Annotated in this window: 20 protein-coding genes; 4 read left to right on the top strand and 16 right to left on the bottom strand. The window is 67.5% G+C overall.

The annotated features are described in order from the left end of the window. Positions 1 to 95 precede the first annotated feature (95 nt). From AC6H0R_RS03955 to AC6H0R_RS03940, 4 genes are all read left to right on the top strand, one after another. Positions 96 to 1,037, top strand: a complete 942-nt coding sequence (locus AC6H0R_RS03955; protein WP_497580041.1) for a homocysteine S-methyltransferase family protein — start codon at positions 96 to 98, stop codon at positions 1,035 to 1,037. 74 nt (positions 1,038 to 1,111) lie between these two features. Then, complete coding sequence (locus tag AC6H0R_RS03950) at positions 1,112 to 1,960, top strand: GNAT family N-acetyltransferase (RefSeq protein ID WP_497580040.1); 849 nt, start codon at positions 1,112 to 1,114, stop codon at positions 1,958 to 1,960. 34 nt (positions 1,961 to 1,994) lie between these two features. Beyond that, a complete protein-coding gene (locus tag AC6H0R_RS03945) occupies positions 1,995 to 2,282 on the top strand; it encodes a DUF1330 domain-containing protein (protein ID WP_497580039.1) in 288 nt (95 codons plus the stop codon). Between the two features lie 10 nt (positions 2,283 to 2,292). After that, positions 2,293 to 3,105 carry an NYN domain-containing protein gene (locus AC6H0R_RS03940; protein ID WP_497580038.1) on the top strand — a complete coding sequence of 271 codons (813 nt, stop codon included), beginning with the start codon at positions 2,293 to 2,295 and terminating at the stop codon, positions 3,103 to 3,105. A gap of 6 nt (positions 3,106 to 3,111) precedes the next feature. On the opposite strand, the gene AC6H0R_RS03935 is transcribed toward AC6H0R_RS03940, so the two are convergent. The 16 genes from AC6H0R_RS03935 to mdcA all read right to left on the bottom strand — a co-directional run bounded on the left by AC6H0R_RS03935 (position 3,112) and on the right by mdcA (position 20,223). Beyond that, positions 3,112 to 3,882 (bottom strand): hypothetical protein, encoded by a 771-nt coding sequence (locus AC6H0R_RS03935; RefSeq protein ID WP_497580037.1) that lies wholly within the window; start codon positions 3,880 to 3,882, stop codon positions 3,112 to 3,114. Positions 3,883 to 3,884: 2 nt separating this feature from the next. Then, positions 3,885 to 4,535, bottom strand: coding sequence for an AAA family ATPase (locus AC6H0R_RS03930; protein ID WP_497580036.1), 651 nt, complete (start codon positions 4,533 to 4,535; stop codon positions 3,885 to 3,887). Positions 4,536 to 4,558: 23 nt separating this feature from the next. Beyond that, positions 4,559 to 5,386 (bottom strand): SAM-dependent methyltransferase, encoded by an 828-nt coding sequence (locus AC6H0R_RS03925; protein ID WP_497580035.1) that lies wholly within the window; start codon positions 5,384 to 5,386, stop codon positions 4,559 to 4,561. Positions 5,387 to 5,471: 85 nt separating this feature from the next. Continuing rightward, entirely contained in the window at positions 5,472 to 6,431 is a 960-nt protein-coding gene (locus AC6H0R_RS03920; RefSeq protein WP_497580034.1) for a transglutaminase family protein, read from the bottom strand. Then, positions 6,428 to 8,914, bottom strand: coding sequence for a circularly permuted type 2 ATP-grasp protein (locus AC6H0R_RS03915; protein WP_497580033.1), 2,487 nt, complete (start codon positions 8,912 to 8,914; stop codon positions 6,428 to 6,430). The genes AC6H0R_RS03920 and AC6H0R_RS03915 overlap by 4 nt, the downstream gene beginning before the upstream one ends. 13 nt (positions 8,915 to 8,927) lie before the next feature. After that, the gene (locus AC6H0R_RS03910) at positions 8,928 to 9,866 is read right to left on the bottom strand and encodes an alpha-E domain-containing protein (protein WP_497580032.1); all 939 of its coding nucleotides are present in this window, start codon (positions 9,864 to 9,866) and stop codon (positions 8,928 to 8,930) included. A 1-nt stretch (position 9,867) separates the two neighbouring features. Next, complete coding sequence (locus AC6H0R_RS03905; protein ID WP_497580031.1) at positions 9,868 to 11,316, bottom strand: circularly permuted type 2 ATP-grasp protein; 1,449 nt, start codon at positions 11,314 to 11,316, stop codon at positions 9,868 to 9,870. A gap of 176 nt (positions 11,317 to 11,492) precedes the next feature. Next, positions 11,493 to 13,064, bottom strand: a complete 1,572-nt coding sequence (locus AC6H0R_RS03900; RefSeq protein WP_497580030.1) for a methyl-accepting chemotaxis protein — start codon at positions 13,062 to 13,064, stop codon at positions 11,493 to 11,495. Positions 13,065 to 13,192: 128 nt separating this feature from the next. Then, on the bottom strand, positions 13,193 to 14,173 hold the full coding sequence (locus AC6H0R_RS03895) for a quinone oxidoreductase family protein (RefSeq protein WP_497580029.1): 981 nt from the start codon (positions 14,171 to 14,173) through the stop codon (positions 13,193 to 13,195). Positions 14,174 to 14,213: 40 nt separating this feature from the next. Continuing rightward, positions 14,214 to 15,128, bottom strand: a complete 915-nt coding sequence (locus AC6H0R_RS03890; RefSeq protein WP_497580028.1) for an ACP S-malonyltransferase — start codon at positions 15,126 to 15,128, stop codon at positions 14,214 to 14,216. After that, complete coding sequence (locus AC6H0R_RS03885) at positions 15,125 to 15,982, bottom strand: triphosphoribosyl-dephospho-CoA synthase (protein ID WP_497580027.1); 858 nt, start codon at positions 15,980 to 15,982, stop codon at positions 15,125 to 15,127. The genes AC6H0R_RS03890 and AC6H0R_RS03885 overlap by 4 nt, the downstream gene beginning before the upstream one ends. Continuing rightward, the gene (gene mdcG / locus AC6H0R_RS03880) at positions 15,979 to 16,665 is read right to left on the bottom strand and encodes a malonate decarboxylase holo-[acyl-carrier-protein] synthase (RefSeq protein ID WP_497580026.1); all 687 of its coding nucleotides are present in this window, start codon (positions 16,663 to 16,665) and stop codon (positions 15,979 to 15,981) included. Before mdcG ends, AC6H0R_RS03885 begins: the two co-directional genes overlap by 4 nt. Continuing rightward, positions 16,658 to 17,374, bottom strand: coding sequence for a biotin-independent malonate decarboxylase subunit gamma (locus AC6H0R_RS03875; protein ID WP_497580025.1), 717 nt, complete (start codon positions 17,372 to 17,374; stop codon positions 16,658 to 16,660). The genes mdcG and AC6H0R_RS03875 overlap by 8 nt, the downstream gene beginning before the upstream one ends. Beyond that, positions 17,371 to 18,261, bottom strand: a complete 891-nt coding sequence (locus AC6H0R_RS03870; protein ID WP_497580024.1) for a biotin-independent malonate decarboxylase subunit beta — start codon at positions 18,259 to 18,261, stop codon at positions 17,371 to 17,373. The genes AC6H0R_RS03875 and AC6H0R_RS03870 overlap by 4 nt, the downstream gene beginning before the upstream one ends. After that, the gene (mdcC, locus tag AC6H0R_RS03865; protein ID WP_497580023.1) at positions 18,254 to 18,568 is read right to left on the bottom strand and encodes a malonate decarboxylase acyl carrier protein; all 315 of its coding nucleotides are present in this window, start codon (positions 18,566 to 18,568) and stop codon (positions 18,254 to 18,256) included. The genes AC6H0R_RS03870 and mdcC overlap by 8 nt, the downstream gene beginning before the upstream one ends. A 5-nt stretch (positions 18,569 to 18,573) precedes the next feature. After that, positions 18,574 to 20,223, bottom strand: a complete 1,650-nt coding sequence (mdcA, locus tag AC6H0R_RS03860; protein WP_497580022.1) for a malonate decarboxylase subunit alpha — start codon at positions 20,221 to 20,223, stop codon at positions 18,574 to 18,576. Positions 20,224 to 20,269: the final 46 nt, after the last annotated feature.

The following is a 20,269-nucleotide window of genomic DNA, read 5'->3' as shown; positions in this document are numbered from 1 at the left end:
TCGTCCACTTTGTTGCCGGATTGGCCCTCGAATGCGTTGTGCGTGCGGCCTACGCTCTGTCATGCCCCGGAAAGGCACGACAACGGAGACCCATGATGAGCCGCTACCGCAAGAACCTGCCGCAACTGTACGACACCTTCATTGCCGATGGCGGGCTGGAGACCACGCTGGTCTTCCATGAAGGCCTTGATTTGCCGGCTTTTGCCGCCTTCGACCTGCTCAAGGACGAGGCGGGCTGCGACACCCTGCGCCGTTACTATGCGCGCTATGCGGCGCTGGCGCGCGCGCATGGCGTCGGCATCGTGCTCGAAACTGCTACCTGGCGCGCCAATTCCGACTGGGGCGCGCGCCTGGGCTACGGGCCGGCGGCGCTGGCCGAAGCCAACCGCAAGGCGGTGGCGCTGCTCGAAGAGATTCGCGCCGAGCATGAGAGCGCATGCACGCGCGTAGTCATCAGCGGCAATCTCGGCCCGCGCGGCGATGGCTATGTGCCGGGGCTGCGCATGACGGCAGCCGAAGCGCACGACTACCACGCTGCGCAGGTGGCCGGTTTTGCGGCCTCTGCGGCGGACATGGTGGCCGCTTTCACGATGAACTATGTCGAGGAGGCGGTCGGCATTGTCGAAGCCGCGCGTGAGCATGCCATGCCGGTCGCGATCTCCTTCACCGTCGAGACCGACGGCCGTCTGCCCTCGGGTGAGACGCTGGCTGATGCGATCCGCCACTGTGATGACGCGACCGGTGCCCATGCCGCCTATTACATGCTCAACTGCGCGCACCCGGAACACTTTGCCCATGTGCTCGACGCGCCGCTTCTGACGGAGCGGGTGCGCGGCATCCGGGCCAATGCCTCGCGCCAGAGCCATGCCGAACTCGATGCATGCACGGTGCTGGATGACGGCAACCCCGAAGAGCTGGGTCGGCAATACCGCGCGCTGCGCCGCAGCCTGCCGCGGCTGGCGGTCGTCGGCGGGTGCTGCGGCACGGACCACCGCCATATCGACGCAATCTGTCGTTCGCTCGCGCACGCAGCCTGAGCGGGTTGGGCCATGCGCGGCGAAATCCGTTATCGTCGGTTCTGTTTACACCCGGCAGAACCGACGAGGAGTGCATGGCGGATCAACTCATCATCAGCACGATGTCGCGCGAAGAGCTCGACATCGCCATCGACTGGGCTGCGCAGGAGGGCTGGAACCCCGGCCTGCACGACGGCGACAGCTATTTCACGGCCGACTCGCAGGGCTTCCTGATCGGACGTGTCGACGGCGTGCCGGTGGCCACGATTTCGGTCGTGCGCTATGGCAACTTCGGTTTCCTCGGCTTCTACATCGTGCATCCGGACTGGCGCGGGCGGGGCCATGGCTGGACGCTCTGGCAGGCCGGCATGGCGCGGCTGCAGGGCTGCAACGTGGCGCTTGATGGTGTCGTGGCGCAGCAGGACAACTATCGCAAATCAGGCTTCCGGCTGGCCTGGCGCAACATGCGTTTCGAGGGTTTCAGTGACGGCGCAGCCGCAGCGCCGGATGCACGCATCGTGCCGCTGTCGGCGCTGCCGTTTGACGACTACGCCGCCTGGGATCGTGCCTTCTTTCCGGCCGAGCGCCCGGCCTTCCAGCGTCGCTGGATCGAACAGCCTGGCGCGACTGCGCTGGGTCTGGTCGAACAGGGCCGGCTGGCCGGCCACGGCGTGATCCGCCCCTGCCGCAAGGGCTGGAAGATTGCGCCGCTGTGTGCCGAGCGACCGGAACTGGCCGAAGCCTTGTTTGCTGCGCTGATCGCGCAGGTGCCGGCAGGCGACGCCTACTACCTCGATGTGCCGGAAACCAATCCAGCTGCAGTGGCGCTGGCCGAGCGGCATGACATGAAGCTGAGCTTCGAAACCGCCCGCATGTACACCGGCCCGGCGCCCGAGTTGCCCATCGAGCGCATCTTCGGCATCACATCGTTCGAGATCGGCTAGAGTTTCCGCACACTGGACCACGCAGGAGCGCAGCATGAGCGAGGCTTACATGATCGGCCACATCACCATCAAGCACCCGCAAAAGTGGGCCGAGTACAAGTCGCTGGTGCCAGCTACGCTGGCGCCGCATGGCGGCGAGGTGGTGTTTCGCGGCACGGTGGATACGGTGCTGGCGGGCGCACACCCGCACACCGATGTGGTGGTGCTGCGCTTTCCGGATCAGGCGGCGGTGCATGCCTGGCACGATTCCCCGGCGTACCAGGCCCTGCTGCCGCTGCGTGCAGAGGCTTCCGATGGCGTACTGATCGCTTACAACACCTGAGGTGATGACGATGAGCAATGGCAAGCGCAGCGACAAGTTCGAGGCCGACGATTCCGCCCTGCGTCTGGCGGTGCTGATCGACGCCGACAACGCGCAGGCGGCCGTGATCGAGGGTCTGCTGGCCGAGATCGCGCGCTTCGGTGAGGCCACGGTGAAGCGCATTTACGGCGACTTCACCTCGTCGAACAGCGCCGGCTGGAAGAAGGTGCTCAACCGCCACGCCATCAAGCCGGTGCAGCAGTTTGCCTACACCACCGGCAAGAACGCCACCGACAGCACGCTCATCATCGACGCCATGGATCTGCTGTACACGCGGCGTTTCGACGGTTTCTGCCTGGTGTCGAGTGACAGCGATTTCACCGGGCTTGCGCTGCGCATCCGGGAGGAAGGGCTGATGGTGTTCGGCTTCGGCGAGAAGAAGACGCCGGAGGCCTTCCGCAACGCCTGTCATCGCTTCTTGTTCACCGAGGTGCTGCGCCCGGTCAGCGCCAAACCGGCCGAGCCTGCAGCGCCTGCCAAACCGGCGAAGAAGCCGGCCGGCAAGGCCACGCCGAAAACCGTGCCGGCACCGGCTCCGGTGGAGGAGCCGGCCGCGCAGGATTTCCCGCGCGCTTTCGTGTTGGAAGCGCTGGACAAGGCCGGTGACGATTCCGGCTGGGCCGGGCTGGGCGCCTTCGGCAGCTATCTCAACAAGCTGCAGCCGGACTTCGATTCACGCCTGTACGGCTTTCGCAAACTGAGTGATCTGGTGCGCGCGCGCACCGACATTTTCCAGTGCGAGGATCGTGGCGGGACGCTGTATGTGCGTGCCCGCCCCGCCTGAGCGCGCTCAGCCTTTCTTCTTTTTCTTGCTGCCGCCCTTGCTGACCTTGGGCAGGCCGTCGAGCGTAGCGGCAATTTCGGCGATCGGACGGGTCGCCAGCAGTGCCAGCCCGGCGCGCAGCACTTCTGACTTGCTGGCTTTGCGGCCGGCTTTCTCCAGTGCCTGACGCAGGGCCTTCAGGCCCTTTTGCTCCTGCACCGGAATCGAGAACGAGTCGCGCACGATCTTGCCGGCCTTCACTGGCTCGGCTTTCGGTATGGCCACCGCTGTGTTGTTGCCGGGCTGGGCTCGCGCGCCGGAGGTCGGGCGGCTGCGCGTCGCCGGCGCGGCGGGCTTGGCGGGCGCGGGTTTCTTTGCCGCAGTCGGGCGCGGGGCGGCTGCGGGCTTCGTCGCGGGTTTGGCTGGCGGCTTGGTTGCCGGTTTTGCAGGTGTTTTTGCCGCGGCCGGTTTCGCTGCGGGGGCCTTGACGCCGGCCGGGCGGGAAGCGGCGGGCTTGCGCGCCGGACTTGCGGTGGTCTTGCTCGCCACCGGGCGGGCGGCGGGCTTGGCCGGGGCCGGTTTGGCTGCAGGTTTCGCCGGGGTCTTTGAGGCGCTTGTCCGGGGTGTTGCGGGCTTCGCGGGCGGTTTCGCGGCGGGCTTGGCTGCAGGCGTGGCCGCGGGCTTTGCAGTGGCGCGGCGGGGGTTGCGGCTGGCGGGCAGGCGCTGTTCCAGTGCGGCGTCTTCCTGCTTGAGGCTGGCGCGCAGTGCGTTGCGGTTCGTGCTGCGGGACGTGGCCATGCTTATTTCTCCAGATGGGTAAGAACAGCGGCGACGAGTCGCTCGACTTCCTCGCGGGCGGCGAGGGCCGAGCGGCCGAGGGCAAACACGGAACTGCCGCGTACCGCCGACAGCGCATAGGCGCTGCGCTGCGACAGGGCGGCATCGAGCACGGGGAGTTCGAAGTCCTGCATGACGGCGAGTACATCGTCGCACAGCGCGGTGCGTGTGACGCGGTTGGGCAGCAGGGCGCCCGAGAGCTTGCCGTGACGCTCGAGGATCAGCCGCTCGATGGCGCGGGTGGACCACAGATCGGTCGGGCTGGGCACCACCGGCACGATGGCGAAACGGGCGAGGTCGAGCGCAGCGAGCGTGAAGGGGTTCTCGATCGACGGCGGGCAGTCGAGGATCAGCACGTCGCTGGCTTTGGCTTGCGGGCGCAGTTCGCGCTTGAGCTCATTGGCCTCACCCTGCGGACGCATCACCGCTGCGGGGAAGGGGGCGTCGGCGCTGGCCGACTCGCTCCAGCGCGAGGCGCTTTCCTGCGGATCGAGGTCGGCCACGCTGACGCGCAGGCCGCGCCGGGCCAGCCCGGCGGCCAGTTGCATGGCCACCGTGGTCTTGCCCGATCCGCCCTTCTGGGAGCTCAGTGCAATGATCCGGCAGTCCTTCATGTGCGGCGTCCTTGTGTGCTGGTTCAGCGGTTCATTGCAAACCACGGCAGCGTGCCGGTGGATTGCATGGTGCGTCCATCGACACGGCCTTCGAAGACCTCGTCGCCGATGCGGAAGCGGATGTCGCGTCCGTTCAGTGTCAGCTCGTCGAGTTGCACGGCCTTGCCGTCGAGGCTGGCGCTGCCTTCGAGGTGCTGGAACTCCTGCCGCAGGGTCAGCACGATGGGCGGACCTTCGCGGTTGAGTTCGACCTCCCAGGTGCCGGCTACCTGCGCCGGGACAACCCACATGAACACCGGCTTCTTGTACATCTCCGCTCTGAGGTCCGGCTGCCATTCGCCCATGTCGAAGCTGTGCGACACGATACGCGTACCAGGTGACAGTCGTGTGAGCATGTAGGGACGCAGACGCAGATTGAGTTGCGGCAGCAGGTACATGGTGACGACGTCGGCGTTGGCGAAGTCGGTCTCGAAGAGGTCGGCCTGCACGAACTTCACGCGGTCCGAGACGCCGGCTTCCATGGCTTCGGCGCGGGCGTACTCGACCAGCCACGGGTCGAGTTCGATGCCCAGCGCGCTGCGCACGCCGAACTTGCGTGCGGCGGTGACGAGGATGCGGCCGTCGCCCGAACCAAGGTCGACGAGGTGGTCTTCCGGTCCGGCGCCTGCCATTTCAAGCATCTTGCGCACCGTCGGCATCGGGGTCGGGACGTAGTCGACGTCGAGCGCGGGGGTGGTGTCGATGTAGATCGGGGCGGCCTCCTGCGTCGGTGGCGCCGACGCATGCAGGCTACAGGAGGTGAGCAGCAACAGGGCCGCGAGGCGGTAGCGGGTGAGTGCGGGCGTGGGCATTACGGATTCCTGTGTGAGATCGAACCCGCTCAGGCAACTTCCGGCGCCGCAAGTTCGCGCGCCGGATGTGCGGGGGCGCACAAGACTAGCCGCGCCCCGGTGGCAAGTCGAGCCCCGGCAGTGCGGCGGCTTCGTAAAGCTCCGAAAACTCTTCTTCCGGCACGACGGTGACGGAGATCTCGGGCGCGTGCGAACCACCGCCGAGAATCACGCCGCGCAGCGGCGAGATGTCGCTGAAGTCGCGCCCCCAGCCGATGGTGATGTGCTCGAGATCAGCCCACACGGCATTGGTCGGATCGAAATCGAACCAGCCCATGTCCGGTACGAAGACCGACACCCAGGCGTGCGTGGCATCCGCCCCGATCAGGCGTTTGCGTCCCGGTGGCGGGCGTGTCAGCAGATAGCCCGAGACGTAGCGCGCGGCCAGCCCCAGCGAGCGCAGGCAGGAGATCATGAAGTGCGCGAAATCCTGGCACACGCCGCGGCGTGTCTCGAACACCTCGATTACCGGCGTACTGACGTCGGTGGCCTCGGGGTCGAAGGTGAATTCGTCGAAGATGCGCCGCATCAGGTCGTCGCAGGCGGCCAGCAGCGGGCGACCGGGCGGAAAGCTGGGCGCGGCATATTCGGCGAAGCTGCGCTTGAGGCGCACGTCGGCGGACTCGAAGAGGAAGGCCGAGGCCTCCAGCAAGACGGCGGGCATGCGCGCGCCGGCCTTGTAGCGCAGGGATTCGCGTGCGAGGTCCCAGGCGGGGGAGTTCTCCAGCAGCGGCATGATGCGTGGCTGCAGTTCGATCCACGATTCGCTGCGCACGCTCAGTGCGTCGTGAGCGCCTTCGAAATGCATGGCCAGGATGCGGTTGCCGAAGCTGTCCTGGAAGGCCTGGCTGCGCGTGGGCTCGGGGTCGATACGCAGCCGGTGGGCGGCGCAGTGCTGCCAGGGCAGTTCGCGCGGTTGCATGCGCAGCAACTGGTGCGACTCGCGCACCGGCTGTTCGTAGCCGTAACGCGTGTCGTGCAGCACGTGGTAGCGCGCGCTGCTCATGTCGCGCTCCTGAGCCGGGAGCGATGTACGGTGTGGATGAAGAAGCGGTTGTGCACGTCGTCACTCAGTGCTTGCGCAGTGTCCCAGGCGTCGCCGAGCAGGGTGGCCAGGCGTGCGCAGGCCGGGTCGCATTCCTCGGCCTCGAAGGCGGTTAGGTCGAAACGCGCGAGGCGGCGTTCGAGCTCGCCGATGTGCGGCGGCACGGTATGCCCCAGCTCCTGCGAGGCGAGCGTCAGGTAACGCATCAGCGCCTGCGCCTGGAACACCACGGAGTGCGGGTTGGTGGGGTCGAACACCAGCAGGTGCACCACCGGCAGCAGCTCGGGCACGCGGCGATAGCGTGCGCGGTAGGTGACGATGGAGTTGCAGGCTTCGAGCAGCCAGTCGAGCATGCGCTCGCGATCCTGGGCCGGCGTCAGCAACACCGACCTGACCAGCTTGGACAGCGCGGCCAGGCGCTCGATGCGACGGCCCAGGATGAGGAAGCGCCAGCCTTCGTCGCGCGTCATGTCGTCCATGGCGAAGCCGGCCAGCGAGATGCTGTCGAGCATCACCTGGTCGAGTGCGCCGAGCGCCCGGTCGAGCGTGGCCGGACGCGGGTGCAGGGCGTTTTCGAGGCGGTTCAGGACGTGCCAGTTGTCCGACGAGAGCCGCTCGCGCACGTGGTTGGTGTTGAGGCCCAGCGCGCGCAGGTTGGCGGCGATGGAGCCGGGCTGATCGTAGTTGGAGACGGCCGAGAGCAGGCGCTCCTCGAGATCGGTATCCGGTTCGGTGGTGATGGCCAGTACGCCGAGATCCTCGGCGGCGGCGAGCAGGCCGGCGGTCTCTTCGTCGATCTCGTCGGTGCCGGTGGCCACGCGTGTGAGCACCGTGCGCAGCACACGTGCGGAGGCCTCGCTGCGTTCGGAGTGGCGGCCCATCCAGAACAGGTTTTCGCCGACGCGCGAGGGCACTTCGGTGCCGGTCACCATCAGGTCGATCATGCCCAGCCGCTTCTTGAGCAGGCTGCCGCGCGGCACCGGACCTTCGGACTGCACCCAGGTGTCTTTCGACATGCCGCCGCGCTGCATCGAGATCACTTCCACGCCGGCTTCGGGGGCCACGCGCGTGAGCGCACCGGGCATCACTACGTAGCCGTCCGGCGTGGCCGCGGCGAACATGCGCAGACCGACCGAGCGTGACAGCAGCCGGTCACCCTGTGCGTCGGACGACCATACCGGCGCCTGTGACAGACGCACCCATTCCTGTGCAACGTAGGCGTGCGGCTGGGCCACGATGCTGTCGACCATGTCCTGCAGCGCCTGTCCCTTGAGGGTGTGGCCGAACACTGGCTCGCGCCCCATGTCGGGGTAGGCCGGCTTGATCACGAGGTCGTCCAGCTTGGACAGCACGTGCTCCATGGCCGGCGTCTCGCCGCACCACCAACTGGCGACCGACGGAATGGCCAGCTTCTCGCCCAGCAGGCGCTCGGCAATGCCCGGCAGGAAGCCGAACAGCGCCGCGCTTTCGAGCACGCCGCTGCCCAGCGCATTGGCCACCAGCACGCGTCCGGCGCGCACGGCGCCGAGCAGGCCGGGCACGCCCAGCGCAGAGTCGGCGCGCAGTTCGAGTGGGTCGCAGAAATCGTCGTCCAGCCGGCGCAGTACCGCGTGCACACGGCGCAGGCCACGCAGCGTCTTGAGGTACACGGTGTCGTCGCGCACCGTCAGGTCTTGGCCTTCAACCAGCGGGAAGCCGAGGTAGCGCGCGAGGAAGGCGTGCTCGAAATAGGTTTCGTTGTAGGGGCCGGGCGTCAGCAGTACGCACAGTGGTGCTTCGCCGTCGGTCGGGGCCATGCGCGCCATGCCGTCCTGCATGGCGCGGAAGAAGGCGGCAAGCTTGTGCACGCGCAGCTTGCGGAAGGCGTCCGGGAAGGCTTGCGACACCACGATGCGGTTCTGCAGCGCGTAACCGGCGCCGGATGGGCCTTGGGTGCGGTCGGCGATCACCCACCAGCCGCCGTCGGGCGCGCGCGTGAGATCCACCGCGTAGAAGTGCAGATAGTGACCGCCGACCGGCTTGATGCCGTGGCAGGGCCATTTGTAGCCGTGCTGACCGAACACCAGCGCAGGCGGCAGCAGACCTTCGGAGAGCAGCGTCTGCGGGCCGTAGAGGTCGGCCAGTACGCGGTCGAGCAATTGGGCGCGCTGCGCCACCGCCGCCGACAGGTTGCGCCATTCGGCGGCGCTGATGACCAGCGGCAGCATGTCCAGCTCCCACGGGCGGCGGGTGCCTTCCGGATCGGCATAGACGTTGTAGGTGACGCCGTCCGCGGCGATGGCGTCGGCGACGAAGGCCGCGCGCTGACGCATGGCCTGCGAGGGCAGGCCCTCGATGCGACGCGCGAAGGCGTCCCAGTGCGGGCGCGGTGCTCCCGCAGCGGCGAGCATCTCGTCGTAGCGGTCGGTGGCGAAAGGGTAGGTGTCGATCAGGCCGGTTGGCATGGGGCTCAGCGGGTCATGCCGTGTCGCGCGGGAACCAGCAGCTGGCGACGGATTCGTGCAGCTCGCCGACCTCCAGCTGCACGCGGTCCATGAAGCCGTGCAGGGCGTTGTCGGCGATCAGTTTGGGCACGTCGGCGTCCAGTGCATGGCGCCGTGCCTCGATGGCCATGCGCAGCGGCAGTTCGTTGTTGGGCAGGCGGCCCAGCGCGTTCTCGCAGCGCGACAGCGCATGCGCGACCGAGCGCGGGAAATCCGCGTCCTGCAGCAGATAGCGCACCACGTCTCCACCATTGACGCGCCGTTTGACGTGCTGGCGGTACATCTGGAATGCGCTTTGCGACCGCAGGATGCTGGTCCACAGCAGGCCCTCGTAGGGTTCGGCCTCGTCGCTTTCGCGAGCCAGCAGCCGCAACGCGCCGACGTCGATCTGGCGCGTGGCCATGTCGGCGCGCTCGACGTTGTAGCCCAGGCGGATGAAGTCGTAGGCCGCATCGTGACTCATGCAGCCGGCCATCAGACCGTTGAGCGTCTGGCAGCGCTGCACGATGTCCGACAGGAATTCGTGCCGGCCGCGCTTGCTCACGCCCTGGTCGGCGTTGTCACGCGCGAACAGGTAGAGCTCGTTGACGATCTCCCAGCCTTCGGTCGGCACCAGGTCGCGCGTGGTACGGACGTTCTCGCGGGCGCTGCGCAGCGTGCTCAGGATGGAGCCGGGGTTCCATGCGTCGGCGATCAGGAATTTAACGCAGTTGCGGTCGTCCTCGCGCTGGTAGCGCTCTTCGAACAGCGCGTCCATGCCGGTCACGGCGACCAGTTCCTTCCACGACAGCTCGACTGATTTGGGCATGTCCAGCGACAGCGTGTTGAAGGCCATGACCATGCGCGAGGTGTTCTCGGCGCGCTCGATGTAGCGCGCCATCCAGTAGAGACGTTCTGCAACCCTTGAAAGCATTTCAGTTGTCCTCGTCCACGATCCAGGTGTCCTTGCTGCCGCCGCCCTGGGAGGAGTTAACCACCAGCGAGCCGCGCTTCATCGCCACACGCGTCAGTCCGCCCGGCGTCACGTCCGTACGCACGCCCTGCAGGATGAAGGGGCGCAGGTCGATGTGGCGCGGCGCCAGGCCCTCGTCGCACAGCGTCGGCGCCACCGACAGCGCCAGCGTGGGCTGGGCGATGTAGTTGCGCGGATCCTTGCGGATCAGACGGGCAAATTCGGTACGCTGTTTCTTGGTCGAGTGCGGCCCGACCAGCATGCCGTAGCCGCCCGACTCGTTGGCCGGCTTGACCACCAGATGTTCGAGGTTGGCGATGACATGCTCGCGGTCCTTCTTGTCCACGCACAGATAGGTCGGCACGTTGGGAATGATCGGATCCTGGTCGAGGTAGTACTTGATCATCGCTGGCACGAAGGCGTACATCACCTTGTCGTCGGCCACGCCAGCGCCAGGCGCATTCGCAATGGCCACATTGCCGGCCCGCCAGGCGCGCATCAGCCCGCGCACACCGAGCATGGAATCTGGCTTGAAGGCTTCGGGGTCGATGAACTCATCGTCGATGCGGCGGTAGATCACGTCCACCCGCTCCAGCCCGCCGATGGTGCGCATGTACACACAGTCATCGTCACCGACTTCGAGGTCGGCCCCTTCGACCAGCTGCGCGCCCATGCGCTGGGCCAGATACGAGTGCTCGAAATAGGCCGAGTTGAAGATGCCCGGCGTCAGCACCGCCACGTTGGGGTAGTCCTGCGGGCGCGGCGAGAGCGCGGCGAGCATGTCGAAGAGCTGCGCCGGGTACTCGTCCACCGGCAGGATGGACGTGTTCTCGAACAGTTCCGGGAACACGCGCTTGGTGACGTGGCGGTTCTCGATCATGTAGGACACGCCCGACGGCACACGCAGGTTGTCTTCCAGCACATATACCGTGCCGTCACCGTCGCGCACCAGGTCCGAGCCGCAGATGTGCGCCCACACGCCCAGCGGAGGTGTGAAGCCGCGGCACTGTTCGCGGAAATTCTTGGACTGCGCCAGCACGTACTCCGGCAGCACCTTGTCGCGCACGATGCGCTGTTCGTTGTACAGATCCTGGATGAACAGGTTCAGCGCCGTCAGACGTTGCGTCAGCCCGGCCTCGATCTGGCGCCATTCCTTGCGCGGAATCACCCGCGGAATGATGTCGAAGGGCCAGGCGCGGTCGATGTTCTCGCCCTCGCTATACACCGTGAAGCTGATGCCCATCTCGATGATGGCCAGCTCTGCGGCCCGCTTGCGTGCCTGGATTTCTTCCGCGCCAAGTCCGGCGAGGTAGTCGGTCAGCATCTTGCCTGCGGCTCGCGGCTTGCCCCGCCCGGCAATCAGCTCGTCGTAGAACGGTGAAGGGTCGTAGCTTTTCCAGTCGATCGACATGCAGCACTCTCCAGAAGTCCGCCCCGGGCCGTTTTGCAGCCGGGAGCCCGCCTTTGTGAGGATACGCTGCGGTGCACGATTCGTGAAACTGTTGAGCGTGACTACCCGGGTGTTCAAGCCCAAAAAAACGGCCCGGTGCGTCCGGGCCGTCATCCGTGCATACGCCGTGGTCGGTCCTACTTGTACACGCCGCAGCCAAAGATGAAGTTATCCACACGCCGGATGAAGGACGTCTTGGCTTCGATCTCGTCGGTTTCGGGGTTCTTGAACATGTAGTCCTGCCAGCCGCTGCCGGCGGTCTGCGCGATGCGGATGCGGTCCTGGATGAAGGCGGCGCCCTTGGCGTCCTTGGCTTCGCGCATGTTGTTGCCGATCAGCGTGGGGTTGCCACCGTGGGCGCGCACCACGCCGTCCATGTCGTACACGAAGATGTAGAGGTCGCGCTGCACGAACTCGCCATGTGGGTCGCAGAAGGCCTCAAAGGCCGCCTGCTGGCCGCGGTTGGTGTAGAGCGCGGCGGCGCGCTCGACGAGTTGCGACGCCTCGTTGGCGGTGCCGCCGGAGAAGCGGCTGATGGCGTCCTTGAGGCTGGCGGCGACGGTGTCGAGGTGGTCGGCCTCGCCGGACATGTGATCAACCGCCACGCTGCCGCTTTGCAGCATGCTGGAGATGCGCTCCACGCTCTCCGAGATGTCGCTGGAGACGGTGCTCTGTTCCTTCACCGCAGCGGCGATGTCGCGCACCATGCGCAGGGTCTCATGCGCGCCCTTGTTGATGTGCGACAGGGAGTCGCCGGCCTTCGAGGCCAGTTCGACGCCATGCGAGACCTGGCTGACGCCGGTTTCCATGCCCGACACCACCGACTGCGTGCTGCCCTGGATGACACCGATCATCTCGCCGATTTCGGCGGTGGCGTTGCCGGTGCGCTCGGCCAGCTTGCGCACCTCGTCGGCTACCACGGCGAAGCCACGGCCCTGTTCGCCGGCGCGCGCAGCCTCGATGGCGGCGTTGAGCGCGAGCAGGTTGGTCTGGTCGGCAATGTCCCGGATGACCTGCACGATCTTGCTGATCTCGTCGGTGCGACCGCCCAGTTCCCTGATCTGTTCAGCGGAGCGACTGAAGGCCTCGGCGATGTGCTCCATTTCGGTGGAGGCCTCGCGCACCACGCGTTCGCCTTCTTCGGACAGGCGACAGGCGGTTTCCGAGGCGGCCTCGGTGTCGCCGGCGTGGCCGGAAACCTGCGCGACGCTTTGCGTCATCTCCTGCATGGCGGCGGCCACGCTGGTCGTGGCGTCACTCTGCTGATGGCTGCCGGAGCGCACTTCGGCGCTGCGGTGAGAGAGCTTGCTGGCGGCCTCGGCCACTTCTTCGGCGTGGCCGGAGACGCGCGCGATCATGCGCTTGATCTCCTTGCCCATGTCGTTGAACGACTTGGCCACGCGCGCCATTTCGTCGCGTCCTTCGAGCTTGACGCGGGCCGACAGGTCGCCCTTGGCGAAGCGGGCGATGGCGGTCGAGAACGCCTGCGCGGTCTCGCCTTGCGTGTGCGCCAGTGCGGCGAGCAGATAGAGCGCGATCAGCGTGGTGGCCAGCGCTGCGACATTGAGCCAGAGCGTGCCGTTGTCCTGCACGATCTCGTAGCCAAGGATGGCAATCGGGAGCAGTAGCAGCGCTGAAATCAGTCCGTACTTCTGACCGTGACCCAGTTGGTTGCACAGCGCAATTCCGGGGGCGAGCAGCATTTTCATCATGAGACTCCAACGATGGCTGGAATGGGCACCGGCCTGCTGGCCGGCGCACTCCTTGACTGACTTAACGGCCGCCTGCTGAATATCTTCAGTCTACGCTCCGAAATGGGGCGTGCGAGGTGCAGAAGTCACGCCGTGATCACCATTGCACCGCTGTAGCTGCGAGCCTCGGCGGCGTGATGGGCGGCAACGATGTCGTCGAGCGTGAAGCGGGCACCGATGGGCGCCGACACGGTGCCGGAGACGATGGCGTCCATCAGCTCACGTGCGTTCTCGCGGAAGATCTGCGGATTGGCGTTGTGCGGGAACACTGACGGGCGCGTGAGGAACAGGCAGCCCTTCTTGTTGAGGATTTCGGGGTGGATGTCCGGGGCCGGGCCGGAGGCCGCGCCATACAGCACCACCAGCCCGAAAGGCGCGGCGCAGTCGAGCGAGCCGAGGAAGGTGGTCTTGGCCACCGAGTCATACACCACGCGTGCCTTCTTGCCACCGGTGGCGTCGATGACCTGCTGTACCCAGTCCGGTTGGGAGTAGTCGATGGCTGCGTCGCAACCGGCTGCCAGTGCGGCCTGGCACTTGGCCGGTGAGCCGGCGGTGCCGATCACGGTGGCGCCCAGTGCCTTGGCCCAGCGCGACAGGATCTGGCCCACGCCGCCGGCGGCGGCATGCACCAGCACGATGTCGCCGGGCTGCACCTTGTGCGTGCGGCGCACCAGGTACTGTGCGGTCATGCCCTTGAAGATCAGCGTGGCCGCCTGCTCGTCCGACACCTCATCCGGCAGTTTCACCAGCTTGTCGGCGGCGACGTTGCGGTGGCTGGCGTAGGCGCCCAGGCCGGCGTTCATGTAGGCCACGCGGTCGCCGACCTGGAGGTCCTTAACGTCGGCTCCGACGGCTTCGATCACGCCGGCAGCTTCGTGCCCCAGTCCGCCCGGCATCGGCACAGGGTAGTAGCCGCTGCGCTGGTAAGTGTCGATGAAGTTGAAGCCGATGGCGGTCTGGCGCAGCAGCACCTCGTTGGCCGCCGGGGCGGGCAAGTCGACGGTGACGAGCTTCATCACTTCCGGTGCGCCGGCTTCGGTGATCTGGACGATTCTTGCCTGGGTCATGGTGTGTCTCCGGGTTGCCGGGCGGTTGCGCCGCCCGTGTTCATCGTGTGGCGCGGGCCAGCCAGGCGGCCGCTCCGCGCAGCGTGGCGAATTCGGACAGCGCGCGCGCCTCGAGGTCCGGATGGTGCTCGCGCACCATGCGGGTCAGGCTGTCGCCCGGTCCGAGTTCGAAGAAAACCGTGGCGCCGAGTTCGCGCGTGACATCGAGCACGCGCGCCCAGTCCAGCGGCTCGGCAAGCTGGCGGGACAGGGCTTCGACGGCCGTGCGGCCCGAACTCACGGCACGCCCGTCGATGCAGCTTGGCACGGGCGCATCATGAAGGTGCCAGGTGGCGGCTTGCAGGGCCGCGCGAAATGGCGCTACAGCGGCTTCGAGCCAGTGCGAATGCGCCGGCACGTGCACGGCCAGCGGCACGACATGCGCGCCACTGGCGGTCAATCGGGCGGCCAGAGCATCGAGTACGCTGCGCGGCCCGGCCAGCACGGCGTGGTCGGCGGAGTTGGTGATCGACAGGCGGGCGCCGGCGGCTTCAGCCTGCTGGCGCAGCGATTCGAGTGCGACGCCGCGTACTGCGAGCAGGCCGTGCTCGGGCGGGGTGGCCGCATCCATGCAGGCGGCGCGCTGGCGTGCCAGCGCCAGCGTGTCCGGCGCGGTGAGTCCGTGTGCGGCGCCGTGGGCGGTCAGTTCGCCGACGCTGTAGCCGGCCACCACGCCCGGCGTGATGCCGGCTGCCCGCAGGGTTTCGGCCACGCTCAAGCCATACAGCACGATCAGCGGCTGGGCGTGGCGGTTGTCGAAGCAGTGTTCGGGGTCTTGTGCGAGCGAGAGCGTATCGGGTGCGACATGGCGCGACAGTCTGGCCAGCACCGGCGCGGCGAGATCGTCATCCGCCAGTTGCGCCAGCATGTCGGGCGTCTGGCTTCCCTGTCCGGGGCATAGCCAGCACAGACTCATGCAGTGATTGCCTCGCTGCGCTGCGCAAGCGGGCAGCCCGCCGAAATGCCGTCGACGAACAGGGCTGCGGCCAGCAGGTCGGCGCTGCCGCCGGGGCTCAGCCAGCGGCGCTCGAATGCGCCGCACAGGACCTGGAGGCGGCGTTGTCCGCTGGCATTGAAGACGCTGCCGCGGGTGATGAAATCGGCGGCGGCGTACTGTGCCCACTCCAGCCCGCTGCGCCCGCCGCGGTGGGCGAGATTGGTGTCGGGCAGCACAGCCATGGTGGCGATCAGGGCGTGCAGCAGTGCGCGCGGATCCTTGCCGAGGCGTCGGCGCGCTCCGCGCAGCGCCGGCAGGGTGGTTTCGAACAGCACCGGAAAGCCGTTCGCGGCCTGTTCGCGGGCGCCGGGCAGGCCCAGATTGCGGCGCACATGCACGCCGTGGGTGTCGGCCGGCGCGTGGTCGGCTGCGTCGAGCAGGGCGTTGCCCCATTCTTCGGCCACGACGTTGCCGAGCTGGTCGGGCAGCAGTTCACCGCGGGCCTGCTGTACGCCGGCCGCGGCAGCCAGCAGGCCGAGCGTGAACACCGCGCCTTTGTGCGTGTTGACGCCCCGGGTGGCGCTGAACATCGCGCTCTCGGCCTGCCTGCCGCGCAACTGCAACGTGAACAGGTCGGCGCCGGCTGCGGCAAGGCGTGCGCAGTCGCCGAAAAAGCCGGACAGCGCTTCGATGCTGGCGCTGAAGTGGCGGTGATCCATGTCGGCATGGCTGCCGTTCGAGAACGGCGTGACCAGGCCGGGCTTGGGTGCCAGTGTCAGCTCGAAGATCAGCGCATTCCACGCGGCGTTGTCGATCTGCTGTGCGAAGTTCATGCGCCTTCCGCCTCGCAGCCGGCGAGAAAGTCCTCGCGCGTGGTCATGCCGACATGGTCAAGGTGCTTGAACAGGATCTGGCGGGTGCCGACCAGCAGCTCGCGCCAGCTGGCGGCGCGGCCGCGACGGTCGATCATTTCGCCATCCAGCGCAGGGCAGGTGCCACGGGCGACGAGGCCGCCAAGCGCGTCGAGTGCGCGCTCAGCTGCGGCGCGGCTGGTTGGCGTCAGCAGCAGGTCAAGATCGGAATCCTCCCCCAGGCAGGGGATGCCGGTGACGGCCTGCATGGCGGCCGAGCCATAGGCGCGCGGGCTGGTGGCAGCAATGTCCACGTGGCCGTTGAGCGCCTGCAGCGTTGACTGCCAATGCGTTGGCAGCAGGGAAGTAATGGCGCGCAGCGGTGGTGGTGGCGCACGACGTGCGATGCGCGAATTCGGCACCTCGAAGGCGATGCGGTGCTTGCCGGCCGAAGGGGGCAGCGGCAGCCCGAGCAGGGTGCGGCCGGGGGGCAGTTCGCGCGGCTGGCGCGACAGCACCAAGGGCCGGCCGGCGGCGGTCCATTCCGACAGGCGCGCGCCGGCATCGGTCAGCGCCGCGGCGCAGCCGGGCATGGCACGGGCATGCGCAGGCGCGTCGGCTTCGAGCCAGATCAGATCGTGCCGGGCAGGCGCTAGGTCAGCCATGGGCGACGCGGTTGGCCAATGGCGCTGCGGCGAGTCGCCCGCCGCGCTCCAGCCCGAGCTGCATGCGGGGGTCGTTGAAGTCGGGTGCGGCGCGCAGGTCGGCCAGCGCTTCGGCCAGGCGGGCAGCGTAGTCGCTGCTCCACACGGCGCGCAGGTGGCCCATGCGCAGGTAGTTGTCGACGCCAGGCGAGAACACCGGAGAATCCTTGGCGAGCGACTGCAGCTTTTCCAGCGGCACCTTGGTGATGCGCGCCATGGCGGGCAGGTTCATGACCTTGATCTCGGCGCCGGACACGGCGTAGCAGGCGTCAGCCATCATGCCGGTGGTGAGGTAGCCGCCGGACACGGCTTCGCCATACACCACGGACAACAGCGGGTGGCCCTTGCGACGCGCGATCTCGCAGCACTTGGCCAGATGCGCCATGTAGCCGTTGAGACCGAGCAGTTCGTCGCGGCGGCGCAGGCGCTGGCCTTGCGTGTCGAGGAAGAAGACGATGGCTTCTCCCGGATGCTTGCGCACGGTTTCCAGCACGGCGGCGGCCATGCGCAGGCAAAGGTCGACGCCGACTTCGGCGCGTTCCGAGGTGCCGATGATGGTGACGGTCTCGTCACCGATGCGGGCGCGGCCGTCGAAATAGTGGTCGTCGAGCGTGCGCGGCGTCCAGCCCGCGTCACTGAAAAAGGCCTCCAGCAATTCGTTGCGTGTCATGGCAGGGCCCTCCCGGTGGTGGCGTCGGCCATGGCCACGAAGTCTGCGGTGTCGAGCATCGAGACGTTTTCGGGTTGCGCAACGCCGAGGCGGCGCCAGACATCCAGCCCGTCGTCGCAGTCGGAAAAGGCTTCCCAGCGTGCGGCGAGCCGGGCGTGTTCGGCTTCGACGTCTTCCAGCGTGAGGCCGGCGGGGCCGTCGCTCAGCGCGATGGCCGCGGCGCGGAAATCGGCGACGTCGTCTTCGCAGATGCGGTTCGCGTCGCCCAGCAGATAGCGGTGCTTGCCGCCGGTGACGCGCCACACCAGCGCGCGGTCGCGGGCGTCGAACTCCTCGACGCCGTGTACGGTTTCGATCACCTCGGGGCCGGACATGGCCAGCCGCCCTTCCTCGGACATGGCGATGGCGTCGCAGCAGCGCGCGACCAGTCCGGTGCCTCCGAAGCAACCGGCCGAACCGCCCACCAGGCCGACGAAGCGCACGCCTTCGACGCGCGCCGCGCAGATTGCACGCAGGATCTCGGATACCGCGATCAGCCCGGCGTTGGCCTCGTGCAGGCGCACGCCACCGGAGTCGAACAGGATCAGCACGGCAGCCGGCTTCTCGGCCACCGCGCGGCGGATCAGGCCGACCAGCTTGGCGCCATGTACCTCGCCCACTGCGCCTCCTAAGAACAGGCCTTCCTGTGCGGCGATCAACACGGGCTTGCCGTCCAGCGTGCCGCGGCCGGCAATCAGGCCGTCGTCGAAGGCCACCGGCTGGTCGAGCTGGGCCAGATGCGGGCTGGAGGCGCGTTCGGACGGCGGTACGAATTCCTGGAAGCTGCCGGCATCGAGGATGCCGAGCACGCGTTCTCGGGCGGAGGCTTCGGAGTAGCTCTTATGCATGACCTTCTTCCCAGGCTTCGAGGGCCTGATCCAGGCGCAGGCTGACCACCGCCGGGGTGGCGCCGACGTCGTTGATCTCGATGGCCAGACCGCCGGCGGCGTGGCGTTCGCCGAAGTCGCGCAGCACGGCCTGCCAGATCGGCGCGAAGCCGATGGCCGAGGTGTTGATGGCAATGCGGCAGTGGCCGGTGTCGGCCCCCGATTCGACGAGAATCTCGCAGTTGCCGGACGCCGTGACGCCGACCAGTACCGGTGCGCCTTGTTGCGCAGCGGCTTGCGAGGGGATGTCGTACTGCAGTCTTTCCATGGCGCTCACCAGTTGCGGAAACGGCTGGGCGGGTCGTACAGCCCGCCGGAGGCGCGTACCAGATCCTTGATCGAGCGTGCGGCCAGCAGGTCGCGCGTGGCGTCGCGACGTGCGATGCCCAGATCTTCGGGGCGCTGGATGATGCCGCGCTGACGCAGCTCCGCCACCTTGGTCCGGTCGCGGGCGAGACCCACCGGCGTGTAGCCGGCCACCCCGCGAATGGCCTGCTCGCGCTCGCTGGCATCGCGGCACAGCAGCAGGTTGGCAATGCCCTCTTCGGTGACGATGTGGGTGACGTCGTCACCGAAGATCATCACCGGCGGGTTGGACAGCCCCATGTCTTCGGCCAGATCCCAGGCGTCCAGGCGCTCGACGAAGGCCGGTGCCATGTGCTCGCGGAAGGTCTCGACCATCTGCACCACCAGCTTGCGGCCGCGCGGCATTTCGTTGCGGCCCTGGCGTGCTTCCTCGCCGGCCTTGACCCAGGCTTCGCTCTCGTGGCGTCGGCCGCGGGCGTCTGCGCCCATGTTCGGCGCGCCGCCGAAGCCGGCGATGCGGCCTTTGGTAGCGGTCGAGCTGTTGCCCTGCAGGTCGATCTGCAGGGTCGAGCCGATGAAGAGGTCGCAGGCGTAATGACCGGCGGCCTGGCAGAAGGCGCGGTTGGAGCGCATCGAGCCGTCGGCACCGGTGAAGAACACGTCCGGTCGCGAGGCGATGTAGTCCTGCATGCCCAGCTCCGAGCCGAAGCTGTGCACCGAGTGCACGAAGCCGGCCTCGATGGCCGGGATCAGCGCCGGGTGCGGGTTGAGCGCCCAGTGCGTGCAGATCTTGCCTTTCAGTCCGAGCGACTCGGCGTAGGTCGGCAGCAGCAGTTCGACGGCGGCAGTGTCGAAGCCGATACCGTGGTTGAGCCGCGTGACGCCGTAGCGCGCATAGATGCCCTTGATGACCATCATCGCCATCAGCACCTGGATCTCGGAGATCTGCGCCGGATCGCGTGTGAACAGCGGTTCGATGTAATAGGGCGTGGGTGCTTCAACGACGTAATCGACCCAGTCAGCCGGGATGTCGACGCGCGGCAGGGTGTCGCGGATCTCGTTGACCTGTGCGATCACGATGCCGCCGCGGAAGGCGGTGGCCTCGACGATGGCGGGGGTGTCTTCGGTGTTCGGGCCGGTGTAGAGGTTGCCGTCACGATCGGCCGCTTCGGCGGCAATCAACGCCACGTTCGGTGTCAGATCGACGAAGTAGCGCGCGAACAGCTCCAGATAGGTGTGGATGGCGTTGACGCGGATGCGGCCCTCCGACACCAGTTGCGCCAGTCGCGTGGCCTGCGGGCCGGAGAAGGAGAAATCCACCTCCTTCGCGATGCCGCGCTCGAACAGCGCGATGTGGTCGGGCAGGGCGATGACCGACTGCACCAGATGCAGGTCGTGCACGGCCTGGGGATCGACTGCAGCCAGCGAGCGGGCCAGGAAGTCAGCCTGTTTCTGGTTGTTGCCTTCGACGCAGATGCGGTCGCCGCATTCGATCACCGCTTCGAGCAGCGCGATGGCGTCAGCCGCCTCGACCCGTCGTCCGCGCGCCAGCTTTGCCGCGCGCGACTTGCGCTCGGCTCGCCGGTTGCCCGGAAGGCGGTGATCGGTGGCGTTCATGGACAATTCTCCGTTGCGCACCCGGCCGGGGCCGGGTGCGGATTGG

It is taken from the genome of Pseudazoarcus sp. NS36, from assembly GCF_059703705.1.
Note: the sequence above shows the minus strand (reverse complement) of the source record. Positions and strands in the feature narration are given on the sequence as shown.

Excerpts from the sequence above, each read along its gene's own strand:
- AC6H0R_RS03955 (WP_497580041.1), top strand. The coding sequence starts at position 96 with ATGAGCCGCTACCGCAAGAACCTGCCGCAACTGTACGACACCTTCATT.
- AC6H0R_RS03950 (WP_497580040.1), top strand. The coding sequence starts at position 1,112 with ATGGCGGATCAACTCATCATCAGCACGATGTCGCGCGAAGAGCTCGAC.
- AC6H0R_RS03945 (WP_497580039.1), top strand. The coding sequence starts at position 1,995 with ATGAGCGAGGCTTACATGATCGGCCACATCACCATCAAGCACCCGCAA.
- AC6H0R_RS03940 (WP_497580038.1), top strand. The coding sequence starts at position 2,293 with ATGAGCAATGGCAAGCGCAGCGACAAGTTCGAGGCCGACGATTCCGCC.
- AC6H0R_RS03935 (WP_497580037.1), bottom strand. The coding sequence starts at position 3,882 with ATGGCCACGTCCCGCAGCACGAACCGCAACGCACTGCGCGCCAGCCTC.
- AC6H0R_RS03930 (WP_497580036.1), bottom strand. The coding sequence starts at position 4,535 with ATGAAGGACTGCCGGATCATTGCACTGAGCTCCCAGAAGGGCGGATCG.
- AC6H0R_RS03925 (WP_497580035.1), bottom strand. The coding sequence starts at position 5,386 with ATGCCCACGCCCGCACTCACCCGCTACCGCCTCGCGGCCCTGTTGCTG.
- AC6H0R_RS03920 (WP_497580034.1), bottom strand. The coding sequence starts at position 6,431 with ATGAGCAGCGCGCGCTACCACGTGCTGCACGACACGCGTTACGGCTAC.
- AC6H0R_RS03915 (WP_497580033.1), bottom strand. The coding sequence starts at position 8,914 with ATGCCAACCGGCCTGATCGACACCTACCCTTTCGCCACCGACCGCTAC.
- AC6H0R_RS03910 (WP_497580032.1), bottom strand. The coding sequence starts at position 9,866 with ATGCTTTCAAGGGTTGCAGAACGTCTCTACTGGATGGCGCGCTACATC.
- AC6H0R_RS03905 (WP_497580031.1), bottom strand. The coding sequence starts at position 11,316 with ATGTCGATCGACTGGAAAAGCTACGACCCTTCACCGTTCTACGACGAG.
- AC6H0R_RS03900 (WP_497580030.1), bottom strand. The coding sequence starts at position 13,064 with ATGAAAATGCTGCTCGCCCCCGGAATTGCGCTGTGCAACCAACTGGGT.
- AC6H0R_RS03895 (WP_497580029.1), bottom strand. The coding sequence starts at position 14,173 with ATGACCCAGGCAAGAATCGTCCAGATCACCGAAGCCGGCGCACCGGAA.
- AC6H0R_RS03890 (WP_497580028.1), bottom strand. The coding sequence starts at position 15,128 with ATGAGTCTGTGCTGGCTATGCCCCGGACAGGGAAGCCAGACGCCCGAC.
- AC6H0R_RS03885 (WP_497580027.1), bottom strand. The coding sequence starts at position 15,982 with ATGAACTTCGCACAGCAGATCGACAACGCCGCGTGGAATGCGCTGATC.
- mdcG (WP_497580026.1), bottom strand. The coding sequence starts at position 16,665 with ATGGCTGACCTAGCGCCTGCCCGGCACGATCTGATCTGGCTCGAAGCC.
- AC6H0R_RS03875 (WP_497580025.1), bottom strand. The coding sequence starts at position 17,374 with ATGACACGCAACGAATTGCTGGAGGCCTTTTTCAGTGACGCGGGCTGG.
- AC6H0R_RS03870 (WP_497580024.1), bottom strand. The coding sequence starts at position 18,261 with ATGCATAAGAGCTACTCCGAAGCCTCCGCCCGAGAACGCGTGCTCGGC.
- mdcC (WP_497580023.1), bottom strand. The coding sequence starts at position 18,568 with ATGGAAAGACTGCAGTACGACATCCCCTCGCAAGCCGCTGCGCAACAA.
- mdcA (WP_497580022.1), bottom strand. The coding sequence starts at position 20,223 with ATGAACGCCACCGATCACCGCCTTCCGGGCAACCGGCGAGCCGAGCGC.